This is a genomic window from Cupriavidus sp. 05N39 (assembly GCF_056397325.1).
Map to the genome: position 1 here is coordinate 129362 of NZ_JBFTNE010000013.1, position 18456 is coordinate 147817.

General features: G+C 66.0%; 14 protein-coding genes. 6 read left to right on the plus strand and 8 right to left on the minus strand.

The window, feature by feature from the left end; all coding sequences use genetic code 11:
- Nucleotides 1–72: 72 nt before the first annotated feature.
- From AC1DN0_RS08885 to AC1DN0_RS08905, 5 genes are all read right to left on the minus strand, one after another.
- On the minus strand, nt 73–225 hold the full coding sequence (locus tag AC1DN0_RS08885) for a hypothetical protein (protein ID WP_441625955.1): 153 nt from the start codon (nt 223–225) through the stop codon (nt 73–75).
- 291 nt (nt 226–516) lie between these two features.
- On the minus strand, nt 517–1947 hold the full coding sequence (locus tag AC1DN0_RS08890) for a C25 family cysteine peptidase (RefSeq protein ID WP_441625957.1): 1431 nt from the start codon (nt 1945–1947) through the stop codon (nt 517–519).
- Between the two features lie 44 nt (nt 1948–1991).
- Nucleotides 1992–3314 carry a hypothetical protein gene (locus AC1DN0_RS08895; RefSeq protein ID WP_441625959.1) on the minus strand — a complete coding sequence of 441 codons (1323 nt, stop codon included), beginning with the start codon at nt 3312–3314 and terminating at the stop codon, nt 1992–1994.
- A gap of 85 nt (nt 3315–3399) precedes the next feature.
- Nucleotides 3400–7179, minus strand: coding sequence for a WD40 repeat domain-containing protein (locus tag AC1DN0_RS08900; protein WP_477111130.1), 3780 nt, complete (start codon nt 7177–7179; stop codon nt 3400–3402).
- A 1-nt stretch (nt 7180) separates the two neighbouring features.
- Nucleotides 7181–9229: a CHAT domain-containing protein gene (locus AC1DN0_RS08905; RefSeq protein ID WP_441625963.1), complete on the minus strand. Its 2049-nt coding sequence runs from the start codon at nt 9227–9229 to the stop codon at nt 7181–7183.
- 498 nt (nt 9230–9727) lie between these two features.
- On the opposite strand from AC1DN0_RS08905, the gene AC1DN0_RS08910 reads away from it, so the two are divergent.
- A complete protein-coding gene (locus tag AC1DN0_RS08910) occupies nt 9728–9916 on the plus strand; it encodes a hypothetical protein (RefSeq protein WP_441625965.1) in 189 nt (62 codons plus the stop codon).
- Nucleotides 9917–9919: 3 nt separating this feature from the next.
- Nucleotides 9920–10114 carry a hypothetical protein gene (locus AC1DN0_RS08915; protein WP_441625967.1) on the plus strand — a complete coding sequence of 65 codons (195 nt, stop codon included), beginning with the start codon at nt 9920–9922 and terminating at the stop codon, nt 10112–10114.
- Nucleotides 10115–10154: 40 nt separating this feature from the next.
- Here the strand turns inward: AC1DN0_RS08915 and AC1DN0_RS08920 are convergent, their stop codons facing one another.
- The gene (locus tag AC1DN0_RS08920) at nt 10155–11057 is read right to left on the minus strand and encodes an oxidoreductase (RefSeq protein WP_477145659.1); all 903 of its coding nucleotides are present in this window, start codon (nt 11055–11057) and stop codon (nt 10155–10157) included.
- 130 nt (nt 11058–11187) lie between these two features.
- Here AC1DN0_RS08920 and AC1DN0_RS08925 point away from each other — a divergent pair, with 130 nt between their 5' ends.
- The gene (locus AC1DN0_RS08925; protein ID WP_441625971.1) at nt 11188–12093 is read left to right on the plus strand and encodes a LysR family transcriptional regulator; all 906 of its coding nucleotides are present in this window, start codon (nt 11188–11190) and stop codon (nt 12091–12093) included.
- Between the two features lie 46 nt (nt 12094–12139).
- Here AC1DN0_RS08925 and AC1DN0_RS08930 read toward each other — a convergent pair whose 3' ends face one another.
- Nucleotides 12140–13018: a LysR family transcriptional regulator gene (locus AC1DN0_RS08930; protein WP_441625973.1), complete on the minus strand. Its 879-nt coding sequence runs from the start codon at nt 13016–13018 to the stop codon at nt 12140–12142.
- Nucleotides 13019–13355: 337 nt separating this feature from the next.
- Between AC1DN0_RS08930 and AC1DN0_RS08935 the strand changes: the two genes are divergently transcribed.
- Together AC1DN0_RS08935 and AC1DN0_RS08940 are read left to right on the plus strand one after the other, a co-directional pair.
- Nucleotides 13356–15119: a sensor domain-containing protein gene (locus AC1DN0_RS08935; protein WP_441625975.1), complete on the plus strand. Its 1764-nt coding sequence runs from the start codon at nt 13356–13358 to the stop codon at nt 15117–15119.
- Nucleotides 15120–15189: 70 nt separating this feature from the next.
- The gene (locus tag AC1DN0_RS08940) at nt 15190–16764 is read left to right on the plus strand and encodes a methyl-accepting chemotaxis protein (RefSeq protein WP_441625977.1); all 1575 of its coding nucleotides are present in this window, start codon (nt 15190–15192) and stop codon (nt 16762–16764) included.
- A 45-nt stretch (nt 16765–16809) separates the two neighbouring features.
- Here AC1DN0_RS08940 and AC1DN0_RS08945 read toward each other — a convergent pair whose 3' ends face one another.
- On the minus strand, nt 16810–17514 hold the full coding sequence (locus AC1DN0_RS08945; RefSeq protein WP_477145660.1) for a Crp/Fnr family transcriptional regulator: 705 nt from the start codon (nt 17512–17514) through the stop codon (nt 16810–16812).
- A 188-nt stretch (nt 17515–17702) separates the two neighbouring features.
- On the opposite strand from AC1DN0_RS08945, the gene AC1DN0_RS08950 reads away from it, so the two are divergent.
- Entirely contained in the window at nt 17703–18422 is a 720-nt protein-coding gene (locus tag AC1DN0_RS08950; protein WP_441625981.1) for a Coq4 family protein, read from the plus strand.
- Nucleotides 18423–18456 lie beyond the last annotated feature (34 nt).

The window sequence follows — 18456 nt, forward strand, 5'->3', positions numbered from 1 at the left end:
ATGGCGCGCTGAATCGGGAAACTGCGTGACGTGAAGGAGCGCGCTCCCGCTCAGGGGAGCACGCGCCGCGTCTTAGCGAAGCTGCTCGTCGATATAGCAGAACACGGCCGTGCCACTGCCGTATTCGGTGTCGCGCGTGGTGAATGCCCCGGACAAGCAGATAAACACGGTCATGCATGCGACGGCGGCAAGCAGGCAGAGCGTCAGGATGGATAGCTTTTGCATGGCTAAGCCCTCCGGCAATCATTAGACGTCGATACCACGTTCATTCTCCTGACGAGGCCGCAAGCACCGGGGCCGGCGCTCACACGTCTATACGCATTTCTCATGCCTGCGTCCGGCAGGCGACACTGCCGCCGGATTATGCTTCACGGGATACGCGTGGAGGGGAAATCGTTGGGCCGCACCATACAGTCCTGGCGACTTGTGTGTGTCCGGGAGCGACAGTGCATGACGCCCCGGATGGCCGGTCAGGCCATTGGGCGACGCCTCGCCGGGCGAGGCGTGAGGCAATGGTCAGGCGATGTCGCGCACCCTCAGCCGTACCGCCGGATCGCCCAGCACCACGTAATTGCGCGCATCGTCCCGCGCCACCCAGCGTAGCGCGATCTCGGTATCGGAAACGGCGGCACCCGCGCCGCGGTCGCGCAGCAACTCGGCCAGTTCCGTGCTGAGCGCGGCCCAGCGGATGTTGAAGCGATCCGTGGCCTGCCCCACGCGCTCGCCCCGCAGCAGGCTGCCGATCACGTCGCGGAATCCCTGGGTCTGCGGGTCCGCGCGCTCTGACTGGAAGCCGTAAGCCCAGGCCCTGTCGACATGCCCGAGCACCGCCAGCGCGCCGCCGTGGGGATGCGCAAGCAGCCGCTGCGGCAGGCGGGCGGTGAAGGGGGCCGGCGCGAGCCGCGCGGGGGCGACGGCGTCGCGGCCGAAATTGTCGAACTCGGGGCAGCCGGCGCCATAGCAGGCAAAGCAGAACTGGATGAGGCCGTGGCACTGCGCGTCGTCGGGCACATCTTGCGCGGCGAACCAGTGCTCGGGGCCGATTGCGCCGTAGCCTGGCCAGTCCTGGCAGACGATGGCGCCCTGGGCGCCGGCAAGGCGCGCATCGTCCGCGCGAAAGCCCATGCCGTGGGAGCCGGTGAAGAGCAGGGCGGGCGGGCCGTCCGGGCCTTTGCCGCGCAAGACTTCGGCCAGGGCGGATTTGGTGGCCGCTTCCCCCAGCAAGGCTTGCATGGCAAAGCCCTGGCGCTCGCCGAGGGCTTTGGCTTGCGCGGTGCCAAGGCTGAGCGGGGTGGCCAGTTGCCGCGTGAGCAACTGCGTGGCGCGATCGAAGTCGTGGCAGGTGGCGAACAGCGCGATCCGGCGCCGGGCTGTCACGCTGGCCATGGTTTCGTAGGCCGTCACGCTGTCCGCGTAGCTGCGAAAATCAGCCAGCTGCGGAAAATCCAGCCGCCCCACCGCCCAGTACAGGTCGAGCGTGTATTGGAAGGCAAACGATATCTTGTCGGGCGGCCCGACCAGCACGAGGTAGTAGGGCACGCCCAGGGCCGGATCCACCACGTTGAGCGAGACCTTGTGCCGCGCCAGCCAGGTGGCGGCGCTCTCGCCGGGCAGGCAGCCGTCCGCGCCCTGGAATATCGTGACCTGTCCGGCCTCCCGGTGCCGCCAGGCGATCAGCGGCGCGAGGGCGTCCAGGTAAGGCGCGGGATCGACGTCGGAGGGAAACAGCAAGCCCCAGCCGGCCTCGTCCAGCTTGTCGCCGTCGACATCGCCCAGCACGGCGTAGGTCTCGGCCTGCCGGGCCTTCTCCGCGGCGCGTTCGGGCGCACGGCGTCCCGCGTGCTCGTGCGCGGTGAACGCGGCGACAGCCTGCGCGTCGATGTCCGCGAGCGGGCGTCCGGTGTCGGCCTGGATGCCGAGCGGGATGGGCATGGATTCGTCGGTCATGGTAGTGCTCCCGGTCGCGCTCGTCATCTCGCTCAGGTTCGGATTCAGGCCCCGGCCAGCGCGGCCTGCCAGATCAGGTGGGCGACTTCGGGGCCGTCGATGTCGTTGTGCGCGCCCGAGACGCCGCTCTTGTGGCAGATGTACTCGCTGGCCTCGATGTTCAGCACCTTGCCGCCAGTCATGGCGTAGTGGCCGTCGTAGGGCTGCAGGGGCGCGTCCGTGGCGCCGTCGATGCCCTGGATGCCGAACGCGCCGATGGCGCCGAAGGCGGGATAGGCCTGCGCGGGTTCGAAGGCGACCTGGCCGGCCACGCCGGCGGCCCACGGATACAGCGAGCCGACTGCCGTATCGTGCCGCGAGCGGGTCACCACCAGCGGCCCGCTGACCTTGCCGTCCGGCAGCACCTGGTGGCAGTAGCCCGCCGTGCCGGGCCGCACGGGGATATCCGGCGCGTAGGCCCATAGCGACATCGCGCCCTGTACCAGCACGCACGACGCCACGGGGCGCCGCAGCGCCGCCGTGCCGCCCGGCCCGCCCAGCGCGGCGGACATGACGACGGCGCCGAAGCTGTGGCCCATCAGGTGGATGCGCGCCGCCGGCAAGGCATCGCCGATGCGGTTGACCAGGGGATGCACGCCGCTTTCTCCCACGGTCTGGGCGCGCTTCTTCATATTCCAGAAGGACAGCTGCCGCAGCGGTGCCAGCAAGCCGCCCAGCACGGAGCCGCCGAACGTGGCGCCCAGCTGGGTGGCTTCGGCGAAGGAGGCATCGGGATCGAACGGCAGGCGGTCGGCGCCGGCATCGCCTCCCACCCCCTCGCTGCCGAGCGCGAGCGCCTGGTCGAGTTGCAGGTAGGCCAGGCGCGCGGCTTCCGGCAGGCTGGCGGCATCCGCCTGGGTGCGCGCGGCCTCGAAGATGGCCGCCAGCGCGGCACGCACTGGCGGCGTGTCGCCCAGACGCTGCGCATAAGCATCGACCATGGCTTGCGCGCCCGCCCCTGCGAACGGCGCAAAGCTGGTATCGCCGCCCAGTTCCTCGTCGCCCCACGGCAGGCTGGGCCAGTGCACGCCGATATGGGCAACGGCGAAATCCGGGTGTCGCGCGCGCATCTCCTGCTCGTCGCCGACGCTGCGCGCGAAGGCGCCGATCCAGCGGTCGTACTGGTTGCGCGCCGCGGGCAGGTCGCCCTGCCAGCCGTGGCTCCAGAGAAAGACATCGGTGGGCGCGCTGTCCCGCCATTGCGGCAGCAGACGCTCGGACAAATGTCCGCCGACGCCGTCCGGGTCGTCGTTGCGTTCGTTGCCGGCGGCGTCCAGTGCCAGCAGCGCATAGCTGGCGCTGGTACCCGCAATGGTCTGGATGGGCATGGCGTGCTCCTCTTCCGGTCAACTCAGTCGATAAAGGCGTCGATAAAGGCGTCGATCAACCTGTTGATCAACGCATTCACCGTATTCAACGTGCTTCACATGCGGTCGGCGATGGCGTATCGCCCTTGAAGAAATCGGCTTTCTGCCGGGCCGTAAAGCCACCGCCGGCAATGGCGCAGGCCTGCTTGCGCCATTGCTCCATATCGAGATCCCAGATCGCGGCAAGCCCGGTGCCCGCCGCATACAGCCAACGGCCGTCGTCGCTGACGGAGAGGGCGGCCACGGGTTGCCGCGGGTCGCGATAGAGCGTTTGCGGGATCGGCAGTGGCCGGTCGGTCTCGCGGTCGAGCAGGAAGAGATTGCCATGGTCGTCCCCGGCGACGACAAACGGCGCGTCTGGCGCGGCCAGCGCGGTGATGACGCCCGCGGCATCTTGTTTGAGGATGGTGGCCCGGGCGCGCACCGGCTGGCCCGGCGAGGCCGGGGACTTCGGCAATGCCAGGCGGTACACCTTGCCCAGATAGTTGCCGGCCACCAGCGTGTCGCCGCGCGCGCCGAAGGCAAGACTGGTGATCTGGCCGCGCGGCAGGTCTTCGAAACGCTGGACCATGACCGCCCTGGCGTCGGCGCAATCGGTCCCGGCGAGCTCGATCCGCCACAGGCCGATGCTGTCGTCCTCGGCCACGGCGAGTTCGCTGGCGCCGGGCCGGAAGGTGGCATAGGCCGCGCGCGCCAGCGGCTCGGGCAGCGGGATCCGGCAGGCGTCGGCTTCTGCGGTGGCTTCGGTGGCGGATGCAGCGGCCGCGGCAGGCGTGGCCGCGCCGGCGTCGGGCGGCAGACGCCATAGTTCCAGGCGCCGGGCTTCGGCGGGTTCGCCCGAACGGATCGCCAGCAGGCGCGCATCGTCGCTGAGTGTCAGGCGCGCGCTGGTGCCCGCCATTACGCCAGGCAGGATCGCATTGCCGGTGCCATCGGCCGCAAGCATCCAGACCTGGCCGTTGTCATCCGCCACCACAAGGCGCCGCGCGCCACGCGCCCAGTCCAGCGCGCGCACCGGCGCGGCCGGCATGGAAACCGGCCGCCGGCTCGCTGGATTGCCGGCCTCCGCCTGCAATATGACCAGCCTGCCGCTTTCGGTCGCGGCGGCCACCGGCGGGGTGACGCCCGTCAGCGCCAGCAGTAGCGGCGGCGCGCCATCCTGCCCGCGCGAGAGGATCCGTGCCATCGGATGGCGCGGCGCGTCGAAGCGCATCTGCAGCAGCTCGCCCTGTTCGGTGGAGGCAAACAGGCGCTGGTCGCGGCCGGCCAGCGCCAGTCCGGTGATCTGGCTCGGCAGGTCCAGCAGCTCGTTGCGCGTGAACTGCATACGCTCGGGGTCGAGCCGCCAGCGGATCACGCGGCCATCCCAGCCGCCGGAGAGCAATTGCTTGTCGTCGGTGAAGACCAGCCGCACCACGGCATCGTCGTGGCCCAGCAGCGCGCGCGGCCACAGCACGCCATCGGCGGTGCGCCACACGCTGATGCGGCCGCCGCGCGTGCCGGCCACGGCCAGGCTGCCGTCCGGACTGACGGCGATGCTGTGGTAGCCCGCGAACCAGTCGGTATTGTCCGCGGGCGCCGACAGTTCCTGTGCGGGGGTCTTCAACACAGCGGGGTCCGCCCCGGAGTCGGACGGCAGGCGCCACAGCCGGGCCTTGCCGTCGCGCGACGCGGTGGCGAGCTGCCGGCCTTGATCGAACAGCGCCACGTCGGTGATGCGCAGGGCGTGTGCGCGCCCGCTTGCCACCGGGCGCCGCCACGTGTCGCCGCCCTTGGCGAGATCCCACACAACGACGCGGCCGCCGTCGTAGCCCGCGGCCAGGCGCCGGCCGTCGCCGGACAGGGCCGAGACCGGACCCCATCCGCTTGCGCGGCTCGCCCCCGGCGGCTGCAGCACCGTGGCACGCGCGGGCTGCGCGATGTTCCACAACGCCACGCTGCCGTCCTGGCCGCCCGTGGCCAGCGTGCCGGCGCCGGTCAGCGCCAGCACGCGCATGCCGTCGGGATGCTGGTTGCGCAGCGCGGCCTCGTCCAGCCGCACCGTGCGGGCGCCGGGACCGAGCCCGGTGACGTCCACGATCCAGTGATTCGCGCCGAGCCTGGCGCTGACCCGATAGCCGGCATCGGCCTGCACCTCCAGGGTTTGCTCATCCGCGCGCGCCAGGTAGGCTTCGATATGGCGGGCACGATTCATGGTGCTGACCAGGGAGCGCCGGAAATCGAAGCCCGCCGGCGGGGAGTGGCCATGCAGGTCGCGCGTGCCCTCCACGGCCGCCAGCAGCGCGGCGTCCGGCGCGGGCCGCGAGCCGAGCAGCGAGAAAAGGGCGTTTTGCCGGGCGATGTCTTGCTTGGTGGCGCGCAGTTGCCAGGCCAGGATCGCAACGCCGATCAGAACCACGAACGTGACGAACGCCAGCGAATAGCCAAGGATATGCCAGCGCCGCGCGCGCTCCTGCTCCGCGCGATAGCGCTGGTAGGCCGCCAGGAAACGGTTTTCCGCTTCGCTGTGCCGGTCCTCGGCTTCGAGCAAGGTGTCGTCGAGTTCCTCGGTGGAGCTGAGCTTGCCGAAGACGCCGGGATTCTCGCCGGACAGGGCCCAGGCGCGCGCCAGCTGTTTCCAGTGCGGCAGGTACTGGGTGCGCCATTGCGCGTTGCTGGCGCGCACCGGTTCGATCAGCCGGTCGTGCGCAAGCTCGAGCCACTGCGCGTCCTGGCGGCTTTGCGCGCGCACCAGGTGATATTGCTGCAAGAGGTCGAGCTCGGCCGCCGTGGGTGCGCTGCGCGAGCCGGCGTCCAGCGTTGCCTGGGCGCGCATGTTGGTGGCGGTGATCAGGCGGCTCTCGACCCAGTCGCGTACCACGCGCTGCCGTGGGCGCGTGGCGGCGGCCGTGTCGAACACCGTATTGCAGTACGAAGCCAGCGCCGCGCCGGTGTCCAGGCGCCGAACCTGCTCGAGCGTGATCGCGCCCCCGCCGGCCGCCGGCCCGTCCTGGCCGAAGCAGGCTTGCCACAGGCTCAGGCCGACCACCTGCAATTGCACCGGCTCGACAAAGCGCCCCTCGCGCAGGCTTACCTGGCCGGCCGCATCGCGCGTGCGCACCTGGGCCAGATCCTTCACCAGTTGCCGCGCCGCGTCCTCGCGAAAATCCACGCCCGCCGCCAGCGCCGGTCCACGCAGCGCCTCCAGCGCCTGTTCGCGCGACAGCAGGTCGATCCGCATGGTGTTCATCAGGTGCGTCGGCACCAGGTCGCGATAGGCATCGAGCCACGAGAAGTATTCCTCGCGCATCGCCACCAGGGCCCATACCGGGCTGCCGCTGCGATCCAGCAGCTCGCCCAGCTGCGTGAAGAACACCTGCTTGGCGCCGGTGTCGGTGCTGTCGAGCGTGAAGATCTCCTCGAACTGGTCGAGCACGATCAGCAGCCGCCGCGTGCGGCCACCCGGATTGTGGTCTTCCAGGCGGGACAGGCAGGACAGCAGCGTATCGTCCGCGCGCGGCTTCAGTTCGGCGCGCGCAGCCCAGCAGTGCAGCACGCTGGTGACATAGCGGTTGCTGCCTTCATACGGCACGCTGACCCGCGCGGTGGGCAGCACGTCGAAGCGATCCGCCAGGCGCGGACGCAGGCCGGCCTCGATCAGCGACGTCTTGCCCGCGCCCGAGGGCGAATACAGGAGGACGACGCGGTCGGCTATCAGGCGGTCGCGCAGTTCCTCGATCTCGGCATCGCGGCCGAAGATGGGGTCCGTCTCGTCCAGCGGCATGGGGCCGATGTACGGGCCGTGGGCGTTGCGTGTCGTGTCCGGAAGTTCGGGATTGGCCGCCATCTCACCCCTCCAGGCGTCGCAGCAGTTCGGCGGTGAACATGCCGACGTCGCCCCAGTACAGCTTGAGCCGGGCCTTGTCCTGGAAGTAGCGCTCCAGGTAGCGGCGCGCGCTCACCGGGTCGACGATGCTGTTGGGATCGAGCTGCGCGGAAAGGTGCTGGTATTCCTGGCGCAGGTCCGCGCCCTCCAGGTTGAGGATGCTGCGGAACAGGATGCGGAATTCCCACGACTGCACGTCGAAGCCGACGAACAGCAGCGCACTGTCGTTGAGCCGCGCCCGCACGGCCAGCGGGATGGCGTTGCGGTTCATCGACACGCTGGTGAGGTAATCGAAATACTGGTCCTCGGTCAGCACCAGCGAGCCGGGCTCGCGCAGGTCGCCGAACAGCTTGAGCACCATCGGCGCCTGCGCGGTGGGATTCGCGCGCTTGCGGCCTTCGGACAGCGCGTCGTCGCAAGCTTCGGCCTGGCGGTTCCAGCGGCACAGCCGGATGCCGGGATCGGCGCCGCCCTCGCGCAGGGCATCGGCAAGCAGGTCGCTGGGATCCGTCGTCAGGTACACCGGCAACTTGAGCCGCGCCATCGCGCGGTAGGGGCTGGCGGGATCCTGCTGGCGCTGCGCGCGGCCCACGGTGCAAACCACCTCGCCAAGCTGCGCGATGATGTCTTCGTTGCGCAGCGCCGACAGTGCGGGTGGCAGGATGTCGCGGTACTGCTGGCTCAGGTGCTGGTACGCGAACTTGAAGAAAAGCCGCCGCGGGAACACCCCTTGCTGGGACACGGCCAGGTACTGTGCCACCTGCGGCAGCTCATCGCGTTCGTGCGCCGCCATCGGGAAGTGATAGGCCTCGGCCCACATCTGCGCCAGTTGCAGGCGCGAGCCGAAGACCGTCTCGCTCATGGCCGGTCCGAGGATCGGCGTGGTCTCGCCATGCTGGATGTTCTCGATGACGGCGCGCCAGGCATCGGCGCCATCGCCTTCGTCGGGTCCGAAGCCCGGCGGATAAAAGATGCGGCCGCTGTCGAGCCGCGTGAACACCGCCGGCATCCACCAGTCGGGCTGCTGGCTGACCGCCGCGCGCGCGATGCCCGCGGCGCGGTCCACCTCGCCGTGGTCGCGCAGTTCGGTAAAGAACACCGGCATGAAGGCGTCCATGGTGGCCACGCTCACATTGCCCTGCATGGCGAGGACTGCCGGTACGCCGGCCTGCGCCAGCAGCGGGCCGAGCGCCATCAGCGTGCTGCCGCCGCGCGCCGCGCCCGCGCTCTGGCAGGAACAAAGCACCACCAGGCTGGGCGGGCGCTCCAGCGTGCCGATGCGGTCCACCAGCACGCTGCCGGCCACCAGGTCGCGCGTGCCGTCGGTGCGTTCGAGCCACAACATGGGCGTGTCATCCACCAGCGCGCCGTGGCACACGATATAGAGCACGTCCACGCCGTCGCGCAAGGCGGCGAGGATTCGTTCCACGGTGGCRTGTCCCGGCTCGGCCAGCGTGGTCACCGGGACCGGGGCGAGCGCGGCAGCCGCGCGCGCGGCTTCCCCGGCGGCATCGATCGCCGCCATCTCCGGGCCGAGCCCGCTTGGGTTTGCCACCACCACCAGCGCTGTCACATCGCTCTTTGCACGCAGCTTGGGCAGGCGCATCTCCCGCGCGAACAGGTAGCGCGAAAAAAAGCAGTGTTGCCCGATAAAGAGGGGATGCTCGCCGGCGGGGTCGAACAAGGTCTCCCATGGCAGCGCATGCAGTTCGCGCGCATCGATGCTGATGCGCAGGCGCACGCGCAGGTCCAGGCGGCGCTCCTGCGCCGCGGTCTGCGCGGCGACAAAGGCATCGCGCACAGCCGGCGCCGCGAACAGGCTGGCCGCCAGCGCGCGCCCGCACACCCGCGGGTCCGCATCGCGCAGGGCCGGGTCATCCGGTGACAGCGCCAGCGGCACGCGCGGCGTAATGGCGTCCCCTTCAGGCACCCGATGACGGGCTTCCACCTCGTACCTGCCGCCGCCATCGTTGTCGATGACGATTTCTAGCTCGGAGTAGTTGCGTGGCATAGGCCGTCTCGCGGAGTCCGTGACGCGGGGCCGGAATGCGTTGCCGGCGACGGGTGTCCCGATGGAGACGCGCCCGTCCAAGAACTAATGAATATGATATTTGCGAAAAATGCAATTTGCGTCGCTGCCGCACGGATCTGGAACGATGCCTGCGGTGATGCAAGCTGCATCCGGCGCCGCCCGCCACGGCGAGAAGCCGCCATGGCGCAACTGTTGGCCGGGACGCCACATCTCGCATTTCTGTTGCCGGAAAGCCAACATCGCATCTCGCCGCACGAGCCGGCGTCGGACACGGAATAGGCCGCTTCAGCCGCATTGGGCGGGTTTGCCCGGGAAGCAGCGAAGCAGTGTGCCCCATGCGTGGCGCAGACAGCCCACGCGCGCGAATGGCACGCTCCATGCTCACCTGACATCAAGCCTCGTAACAGGCCCGATACGGATCCCCCGATCCGACACGTCAACATCCCGACCTGTTTTACCGACTATTAGGAGACTGTAATGAACACGCTAGACATTAAAGACCTGCCGGTGTCCGAAGTGCTGGACGAGAAAGCGATGGCGGAACTGCGCGGCGGCATTGGAAGAACGCCCGTCCAGATCCTTGCATGGGAGTTGTCGGGCAAGCCGGCCACCTGGCAAGGCATGATCCTCGGCGACGATGGCCGCCTGCATCCCGGACCGGTCTGAGCCATGACGTCGACCCCAGTGGGAGACGCCGAGCCGGGCGCGAGCCGCCCCGCCTGCCCGATCGCGCTGTCCGCCGGGCAGCGCATGCTGGCGTTTGTGGACGCTTGCCGGTGCGAGACGCGCCAGCTTGCCTGGTGGCCGCAGCCGCGTACGCGGATCGTCAGGCAATGGCGGCTCGCGCCAACAGGCAGGCCTTGAACGCGAGCCCGATGCGGCTGACGTGGCGCGCCGCACGCACTCAGGCCGGGAAGTCAGTCGACCGTGACAGCGCTTCCCACGCCTGCAGTTCTTGCTCCACCAGCGCATGTTTTTCGCGCACGCGGTTCACCGCGTCGGTGCCGAACTGAAGGCGCTGCGGAGGCTGCTGTGCCGCTACCAGCGCAAGCAATACCTGCGCGAGTTTCCTGGGGTCGCCGGGCTGCTGGTGGTTATAGGCCTTGGCCGTGCTGCGCACCTTGCCTGCCGTCCCGGCGTAATCGCCGATCACCGTGGCGGACTCCACTACCGAGGCAGCATCCAGGAAGTCGGTGCGGAAGTAGCCAGGCTCGATCACGGTGACGTGGATGCCAAGCGGTGCAAGCTCGTCATGCAGCGCTTCCGACAGGCCTTCGACGGCAAACTTGGTCGAGCTATAGACCCCGAAACCGGCGGCTGCCCGGTAACCGCCCAGTGACGACACATTGATCACGTGCCCCGCGCGCTGGCTGCGCATCTGCGGCAGCACGGCGCGCGTCACGTTGAGCAGGCCCATCACATTGGTTTCGAAGAGGTTCCGGACTTCGGCCGCGCTGGCCTCCTCCACCGCGCCGGCCATGCCAAAACCCGCGTTGTTGACGAGCACGTCGATACGGCCGAATCGTTTCACCGCCAGCTTTACCGCTTCCCGTGCGGACGCTTCGTCGGTGACATCGAGGTCCACCGCCAGCAGGCCGGRCAAGGCGCCGAACTTGCCGGCCACGGTCTTCGAATTCCGCGCGGTCGCCACGACGGCGTCGCCGTGGGCGAGCGCCGCCGAAACGATCTCCGCGCCGATGCCGCGCGATGCGCCCGTGATCAGCCAGACGCGCTTGAATCGGGTTTGCGTTTGTTGAGTCTGATGAGTCTGTTGCGTGTGTTGCGTGTGTTGCTTGCTCATATTCATTGCTCCTTGGTCGGGTTCGGCAACCGGAAGAGCCGGTGCCGATGAAGCAAATCCTACGCATCCGATTGCCCGGCAAAAAGCGGATCGAGGTACATTCGTCATGAACCAGAGGTTCATAATGGAGTGAGCAATGGACAAGGACGCCTTCGACGGTATCGCCATGTTCCTGGCGGTGGCGGAACACAAGAGCTTTACGGTTGCCGGCAGCCGGCTGCAGGTCTCGCCGACTGCCGTCAGCAAGGCGATCCGGCTGTTGGAGCGGCGGCACGGCGTGCCGCTGTTCCAGCGCACCACCCGCAGGGTGGCCCTGACCGAGGCCGGCGCCGCGCTGTACGCGCGGCTACGTCCCGCGGCGGAGGAAATCGGCGGCGCGCTGGAAGCGCTCGGCGGCTTCAGTACCCATGCCTCGGGCACCTTGCGCATCACCATGACCCGCGCGGCCTGCGCGCTGCTGGTTGAACCGATGATCGAGCGTTTTCGCCTGCTGCATCCCGAGGTACACCTGGACCTGACGCTGGACGAAGGTGTCGTCGACCTGGTGGAAAGCGGCTTCGATGCCGGGATACGCCTGGGCGAGACGCTGGCCAAGGACATGGTTGCGCTGCGGCTCACGCCGGACGTCACCTGGTGCGTGGTCGGCAGCCCCGCCTATTTCGCCAGGGCAGGGCGGCCGAAGGCGCCGGCGGACCTGATGCGCCACCAGGGCATCCAGTATCGCTTCGTCAAATCGGGCCTGATCCATCGCTGGGATTTCCAGGTGGGCCGCCGCAAGGTATGGGTCGATATCGACAGCAAGGTCACGGTGAACGATCGCAACACGCTGGTCGATCTTGCCCGCAGGGGGCTTGGGCTGGCTTACGTCGCGGAGTTCGAGGCCGGGCGGGAACTCGCGGCGGGCGAGTTGGAGGCCGTGCTGGCGCCGTATGTGCCGCGCAGCGATGGCTTGTACCTGTATTTCCCGGTGCGCACGCAGTCGCAGGCGAAGCTGCGCGCGTTTATCGATATGCTCAAGACGGTGCTGCCGCCGGCAGGTTGAGCGGTTTTGCGAAATGCAATGCAAGGATGGCGGCGATGGATTCCTGCTATTCGGCCGCTGCAGCCACTGCTTTCCAGCGTTGGGCAGCCTGTCTCAGCACTTCACCAAATTGCCTCGCCTCGGGCGGGGCGACGGTATTGCTGGTCGCCATGACAATGTCTAGCCGCTCGATATCCACCAATCCATCGTCGCGGTCAAGAATCCGCAGGTGCTCACGGGCGGCTTGCGAGGGTACTGCCGCCACCACCATGCCAGCGTTCACCCCTGCCAGGATGCCGGGTACGGATGTACTCTCATATACGCAGCTATAGTCGGCTTCGGCATGCTCCAACGCGGCCAGGATATGGGCGCGGACCGTGCTCCCAAGCTCGTACAGCCCAATGGGGATTGGATTCTGCTGCCAGATGTGAGGCCCGTCCGGGTGCGCAACCCAGCGTAGCTCCTGGGTGAACAAGGGGTCTCCATCCATATGGGCCCCTCGCACGCCAATGGCAAGGTCCACCTGGCCGCTCTGCAGCTTTCCGTTCAGGTGCGCGGTCGACGCGCAAACCAGCTCAATGAGGACGGTCGGGTGGGTAGCATGAAAGTTCCGGATTGCAATGGGAAGCAGTTCGTTCGCATAGAACTCGGGAGCCCCGACTCGCAGACGGTGCTTTGCGCTGCCGCGAATCGCCACCCAGGCTTCTTCCTCCAGCGCAACCACACGCATCGCGTACGCGTAAAGCGCTTCCCCGGAAGCGGTCAGCTTTAGCTGTCTATTCTCCCGACAGAACAACTTGGCCTCGGCCATTTGCTCCAGTTGGCGCATCTGCATGCTCACAGCAGCTTGCGTCTTGTGACAAGCCCGCGCTGCAAGCGTAAAACTCTGACGGTCTGCGGCTGCCAGAAAAACCCGAAGTTGCTCGATGCTAGGTCTACGGCCCATAAGCGAAGTTTGTCCACCCCATCAATTTTTCTTGCTTTATTCGTCGGCGCAGTCTACGCCATACTTGGGGCGCGCCGGGATGACCTACGTCAAAAAAGGATCGTCTTTACGATAGCGTTGTAAATCGAAGTGTGTAGAGAACATGCAAATCGACCCAAGAGTCGGCTGCATAGGGCCAGAGGCTGCTGAATTAGTTGCGGGGTTATGCTACCCCTGGTCCGTTCGTGACTCGCTCATACCCGGCGCATCCGGTAAAAAAATAGGCCTCAATTGTCGGGGCTTTCGGGTGCAGGCGTCGTCGTCACGGCGACGCGGGCTTTACGGGGGGTGCAACAGGATGGTCGATTTGTGCGGCGATGCGGTGGAGCGAATCGAGTCAACATGGGGTGTGGACAATTTGTCCTTGTACGCATTTGCGATGGAGCAAGTGGCCGATTCCATCGTCATTACGGACTCGATGGGAAAAATCACCTACGTCAACAAGGCGTTCGAAGCCCAGACGGGTTATGACCGTTCGATGGCGCTTGGCAATACGCCCGGCATAGTGAAGTCGGGGAAGATGGCGGAGGCATTCTACGAGAGACTATGGGCGATTCTAGGCGCGGGTGAGACATTCAAAGGGATTTTTGTAAACAGAAGAATAGATGGCGTGCTCTTCTCCGAGGAGAAGGTCATCACGCCGCTTCGCGATCTGAACGGCGCGATTACCCACTTCATCTCGGCGGGAAGGGACGTCACCTCGCGCCTGGAATCCGAGCGCAGACTGCGAGAGCTGGCGTGCTTCGACGATTTGACGAAGCTATACAACAGGGTTTCTTTCTTCGAGCAGCTTGACGTACTGATCTCAGCCAGCAGCGAACGCTGCAACGGGGTCACGCTCCTGCTGATCGACCTTGACCGCTTCAAAGGCATCAATGACGCGTTGGGGCATGACATCGGGGACCAGGTCCTGATCAAGGTGGCGGAGCGCCTGGTCGATGCCACCCGGCTTGGCGATATCGTTGCGAGGCTCGGGGGCGATGAATTCACGGTGGCTCTTGCCGGCCCGCTGACGGATACCGACAGGGAGTCGATTCTCCAGCGCATTTGCGCCACGGTCGAGGTTCCGATCGTGGTATCCGGAACGCCGCTCTATGTAGGCGCCAGCATTGGCGTAAGCCGGTTTCCCGACGACGGCGGCGATAGCAAGGCGCTCTTCAAGCAGGCCGACATTTCGCTGTATGAGGCCAAGCGTGAAGGGCGCGGCAGGGCGAAGCACTACTCCCCTGCGCTAAGAAAGAATGCCGAGCGATATCACCAGATCTACCAGGCGATGCGGCATGCCTTTGGCGCCAGGGAACTGTGGGTTGCCTACCAGCCGGTCTTTGATCTGAAGACCAGGAAGGTAGTCGGGGTGGAAGCCCTCGTCAGGTGGAATTCCCAGACCCTGGGTACGATCATGCCTGCCGAGTTTCTCCCGGTGGTCTGTGACCTGGGGCTCGGCCACAAGCTCACGGACTTCGTTCTCGAGAAAGCATCCTCCGATATCGCTCGCGCCAACGCGGAACTTGGCGTGTCCCTGACCGTGGCGGTAAATGTCCCGGCCGAAGAGCTGCATGCTTCCGGATTTGCGGGCAAGGTCGAAGCGGCGCTGCGCAGGAGCGCGCTTGCGCCGACCTCGCTGAAGGTCGAGATTACAGAAAGTGCGCTCATCCCACAGGGGGAGTCTTCCACCTCCGCGCTGGAGGCGCTCGCGAACGCCGGCGTCGAGATCGTGATCGATGACTTCGGAACGGGGTACTCGAATCTCGGCTACCTAAGTACCCTTCCCGTAAGCTCACTGAAGATCGCGCGCTCATTCATTGAGAAAAGCGGACGAAGCGAGAATTCAAAAAAGATAATCCGGGCAATCATGATGCTCGCCTCGAATTTCGGCGTTGGCGTGATAGCCGAGGGTGTCGAAACTTCAAGTGAACTGGAATTCCTGGAGGAAGAAGGCTGTCGTCTTATACAAGGATTCCTGATTGCCCGTCCTATGCCGATAGGAGATCTGATTAACTATATGAATTCATATGGAAGGGAAGCAGACTGGACGAGAGGCGGCACTGGAAAGGAGAAGTAAGAAGTGTCAAAAAACATGATCTTATTTCTGCGTATTTTTTATGCAACGGGATACTTGTCGGGGAAACGGAATGCGCGGGAATTTTCCAGTCAAAAATGAAGAGTACGTGCTGCCGGATGGTGAGGTCATCATTACGCGCACGGATATTTTCAGCCGCATTACCTATGCTAACGAAGCGTTTGTCAGGAGCAGCGGATTCTCCAGGGCTGAAATCATCGGCGAGCCGCAGAACATCGTCCGCCATCCGGACATGCCGGCGAAGGCGTTCGAGGATATGTGGGCAACGCTGCAGGATGACCGTCCGTGGACAGGGGTCGTCAAGAACCGGCGCAGGGACGGCGGGTTCTATTGGGTGGTCGCAAATGTCACGCCCGTCTTCAAATCGGGGCAGAAGGTCGGCTATATGTCAGTGCGGACCAAGCCTTCCAGGGAGCAGGTGGCAACCGCAACCGAGCTCTACCGGCGGATTCGGGAGGGGGAGGACAAGCGTTTCCGGTTGCATCATGGTGAAGTCAAGCGCGTAGGAATCGCTGGCCTCTCGAGCCGGATTCTGGGACTGCCTGTCGGCATCCGCCTCTGGGCCGTCATGCTTGTGCTCGTAGGCATTCTGTTGGCACAAGCCATCGGCGTCAGCCTCCTGAAAGCGGAGGCTGGCATCTTCGTGGAAGGGATATGGATGCTCACCGCATCCGGCGTGGTGATTGGCCTCGGGGCGGCGTTCTATCTTTCGCGGCAGGTGCTGGAGCCACTCAAGAGGCTGAATGAGACGGCCTTTGCCGTTTCTTCGGGGCAGGTACAGGCCCGGTTCCCGGAGCGCGGCGACGTTCAGGCAAAGATGCTGGGACGCGTATTGAACCAGATGAACGCCAAGCTGGTAGGCGTCTTGCTGGACGCGAGGGTGGCCGTCGATACCATCCGGGTGGCGGCGGCAAACCAGGAGCGCGGCAATGCGGATCTCTCCCGGCGCAATGAGGAAACGGCGAGTTCAATCGAAGAAACGACAGGAAGCCTGTCCCAGATCACTGAAACGGCGCGGCGGAACGCATTGGGCGCGGAACACGTCAACGAGGCGGCACAGGCGGCTTCCAGCGCGGCGATGTCTGCGGCAAGCGATGTTCGCAAGCTGGCGAACCTCATGGGCGACCTGGACCGTCAGTCCAGGAAGATCGCTGAAATCACGTCGATGATTGACGGCATTGCGTTTCAAACGAACATTCTTGCGCTGAACGCCGCCGTCGAAGCCGCCAGGGCTGGCGAAAGCGGCAGGAGTTTCTCTGTCGTGGCTACCGAGGTTCGAGGCTTGTCGACCAGGACGGCAAGCGCAGCCAAGGAGATCAAGCTCCTGATCGACGATTCAAATCAAGCCATATCCCAGGCCGGGGCAGTGGCCGTATGCGCAGGCGGGGCGATGGCGGGCGTCGAAGAGAAGGTGAGGGCGCTGATGGACTCTGTGTCGATCATCGCCAGCGCCAGCAGGGAGCAGAGCCAGGAGATCGGGCATATTGATCTGGCGGTAGGGCAAGTGGCGCAGCTGACGCAACGAAATGCGGGTCTCGTCGAGCAGGCCGCGGAGTCAGCATCCAGGTTGGGTCAGCAGGCGCAGCATCTGGAGGACTGCGTCAATGTATTCATGCTGACCGAATGAGCTGCCGCGCAGGGATCGGGCGCTCAGTGTTCCAGGCCCGGGACATTAGCCCGCATTCGCAAACGCGCGCAACTGCTCGATATCCAGGATCTCGATCGCGCCTCGCGTGCGGTGCAACACGCCCCGCAGTTCGAGATCCTTGAGGATCTGGTTCACCGTCTGCCGGGAGACGGAGAGCATCAGCCCGAGTTCCTCCTGCTGCACGTGGATGACCCGCTTGCTGCGGCCATGCCGCTCGCCGTAGCCGCCGGCTATGGCCAGGAGCCGGTGGGCCAGCCTGACCGGCGCCGGCAGCAATGCCGACGCTTCGATGGCGTTTAGCGTCAGTCTCAGCTTTTGTGTGAGCAGGAGCCCGAACGCTCTCCAGTGCGATGGGTTTTGCGCAAGAAAGTGAAGCAGATCCGACTGGGGTGTGTGCAGCAGCAACGCATCGCTTTGCACCCAAGCATCGTGGGTGCGCGGCAAGCCGTCGAACAGGGAAATTTCCCCGAACCATTGCGGCGCCTCGGCAAAGGCAAGCAGCGCCTCCTTGCCCTGCTCGGAGGTTCTTGTCATCCGGACCGCGCCATCCACCACGAAGTAGAGGCCGTCCGGCGCATCGCCGCGGCGGAACAGGGGCTCGCCGGCGGCCAGGGCCCTGACCCGTGAATGCTCGGCGATCCACCCTTGAAGCCCGGCAGTCAGGCCTGCAAACCAGGCACTGGATTTCAGGGCGGCCAGGCGGTCGTCGAYGGTAAATGGCTTTGACACAGCGACATTCTTGGCTTTATGTCAGGAAGACGACATTGTATTCGGCCATTTCCGGCAAAGATCCTCACTTGTCGTGACGACCCCTAGATGAAAACCCTCGTAAACGAGGGCGCAAGCATGAAAACCGCAACGTCAGCGGCTGGCGGCGTCGCGGTCCCGGCAATGACGTCATCAACAGGAACGAGGCAATGGCCACCCAGACCGCCCCCGATCTCTACAAGCGTGATTTACCCGCCGCATTTCGCGCGATCCGCAAGCTGCTCGCGAACGGCGACGATACGACGCAGGTGTTCCTCATCATGCGCGCGCTCAACGGGCCCGCCGCGGCGAAGAATTTCGACCGGCTCATGAAGACGCCGCAGGGGCGCAAGCAGGCCTATCGGCGCGTCGAGCTGGCGGAGCGGTTCTCCGATCCGGCGTTTATCGCGAGCTTCGCGCCGGGCACGCTCGGCGCTGCCTACCGCGCGTTTCTCGAGGAAACGGGATACAGCGCCGCCGGCCTCGCCGAAGTCTCGAACATCAACCGGGAGCCGCTCATCGAGAGTCCCTACGCCTGGAGCGCCAGGCGAACCCGCGACGTTCACGACATCTGGCATGCGCTGACCGGCTACAAGGCCGACGAGAACCTGGGCGAGGCGGCGCTGGTGGCGTTCAGCTACGCGCAGACCGGCGGCCTTGGCTGGGCGTTCATTGCGGCAGCCGCCGCGCTGAAGAGCCTGCGCAAGACTGGCACCACCGCCTATGCGCGTGCCGTGATCGAGGGGTATCGCAACGGCCGCAAGGCAACGTGGCTGCTCGGCGAGGATTATGAGGCGCTCTTGCACGAGCCGCTCGACGCGGCGCGCGCACGGCTCGGCATCGCCGAGCCCATTGCGTACCTGGATTGTCCCGAGAAGCAATGGGCCTGACCGGGCCGGTGGGACCGGCCAAGGGCCGCGCCAT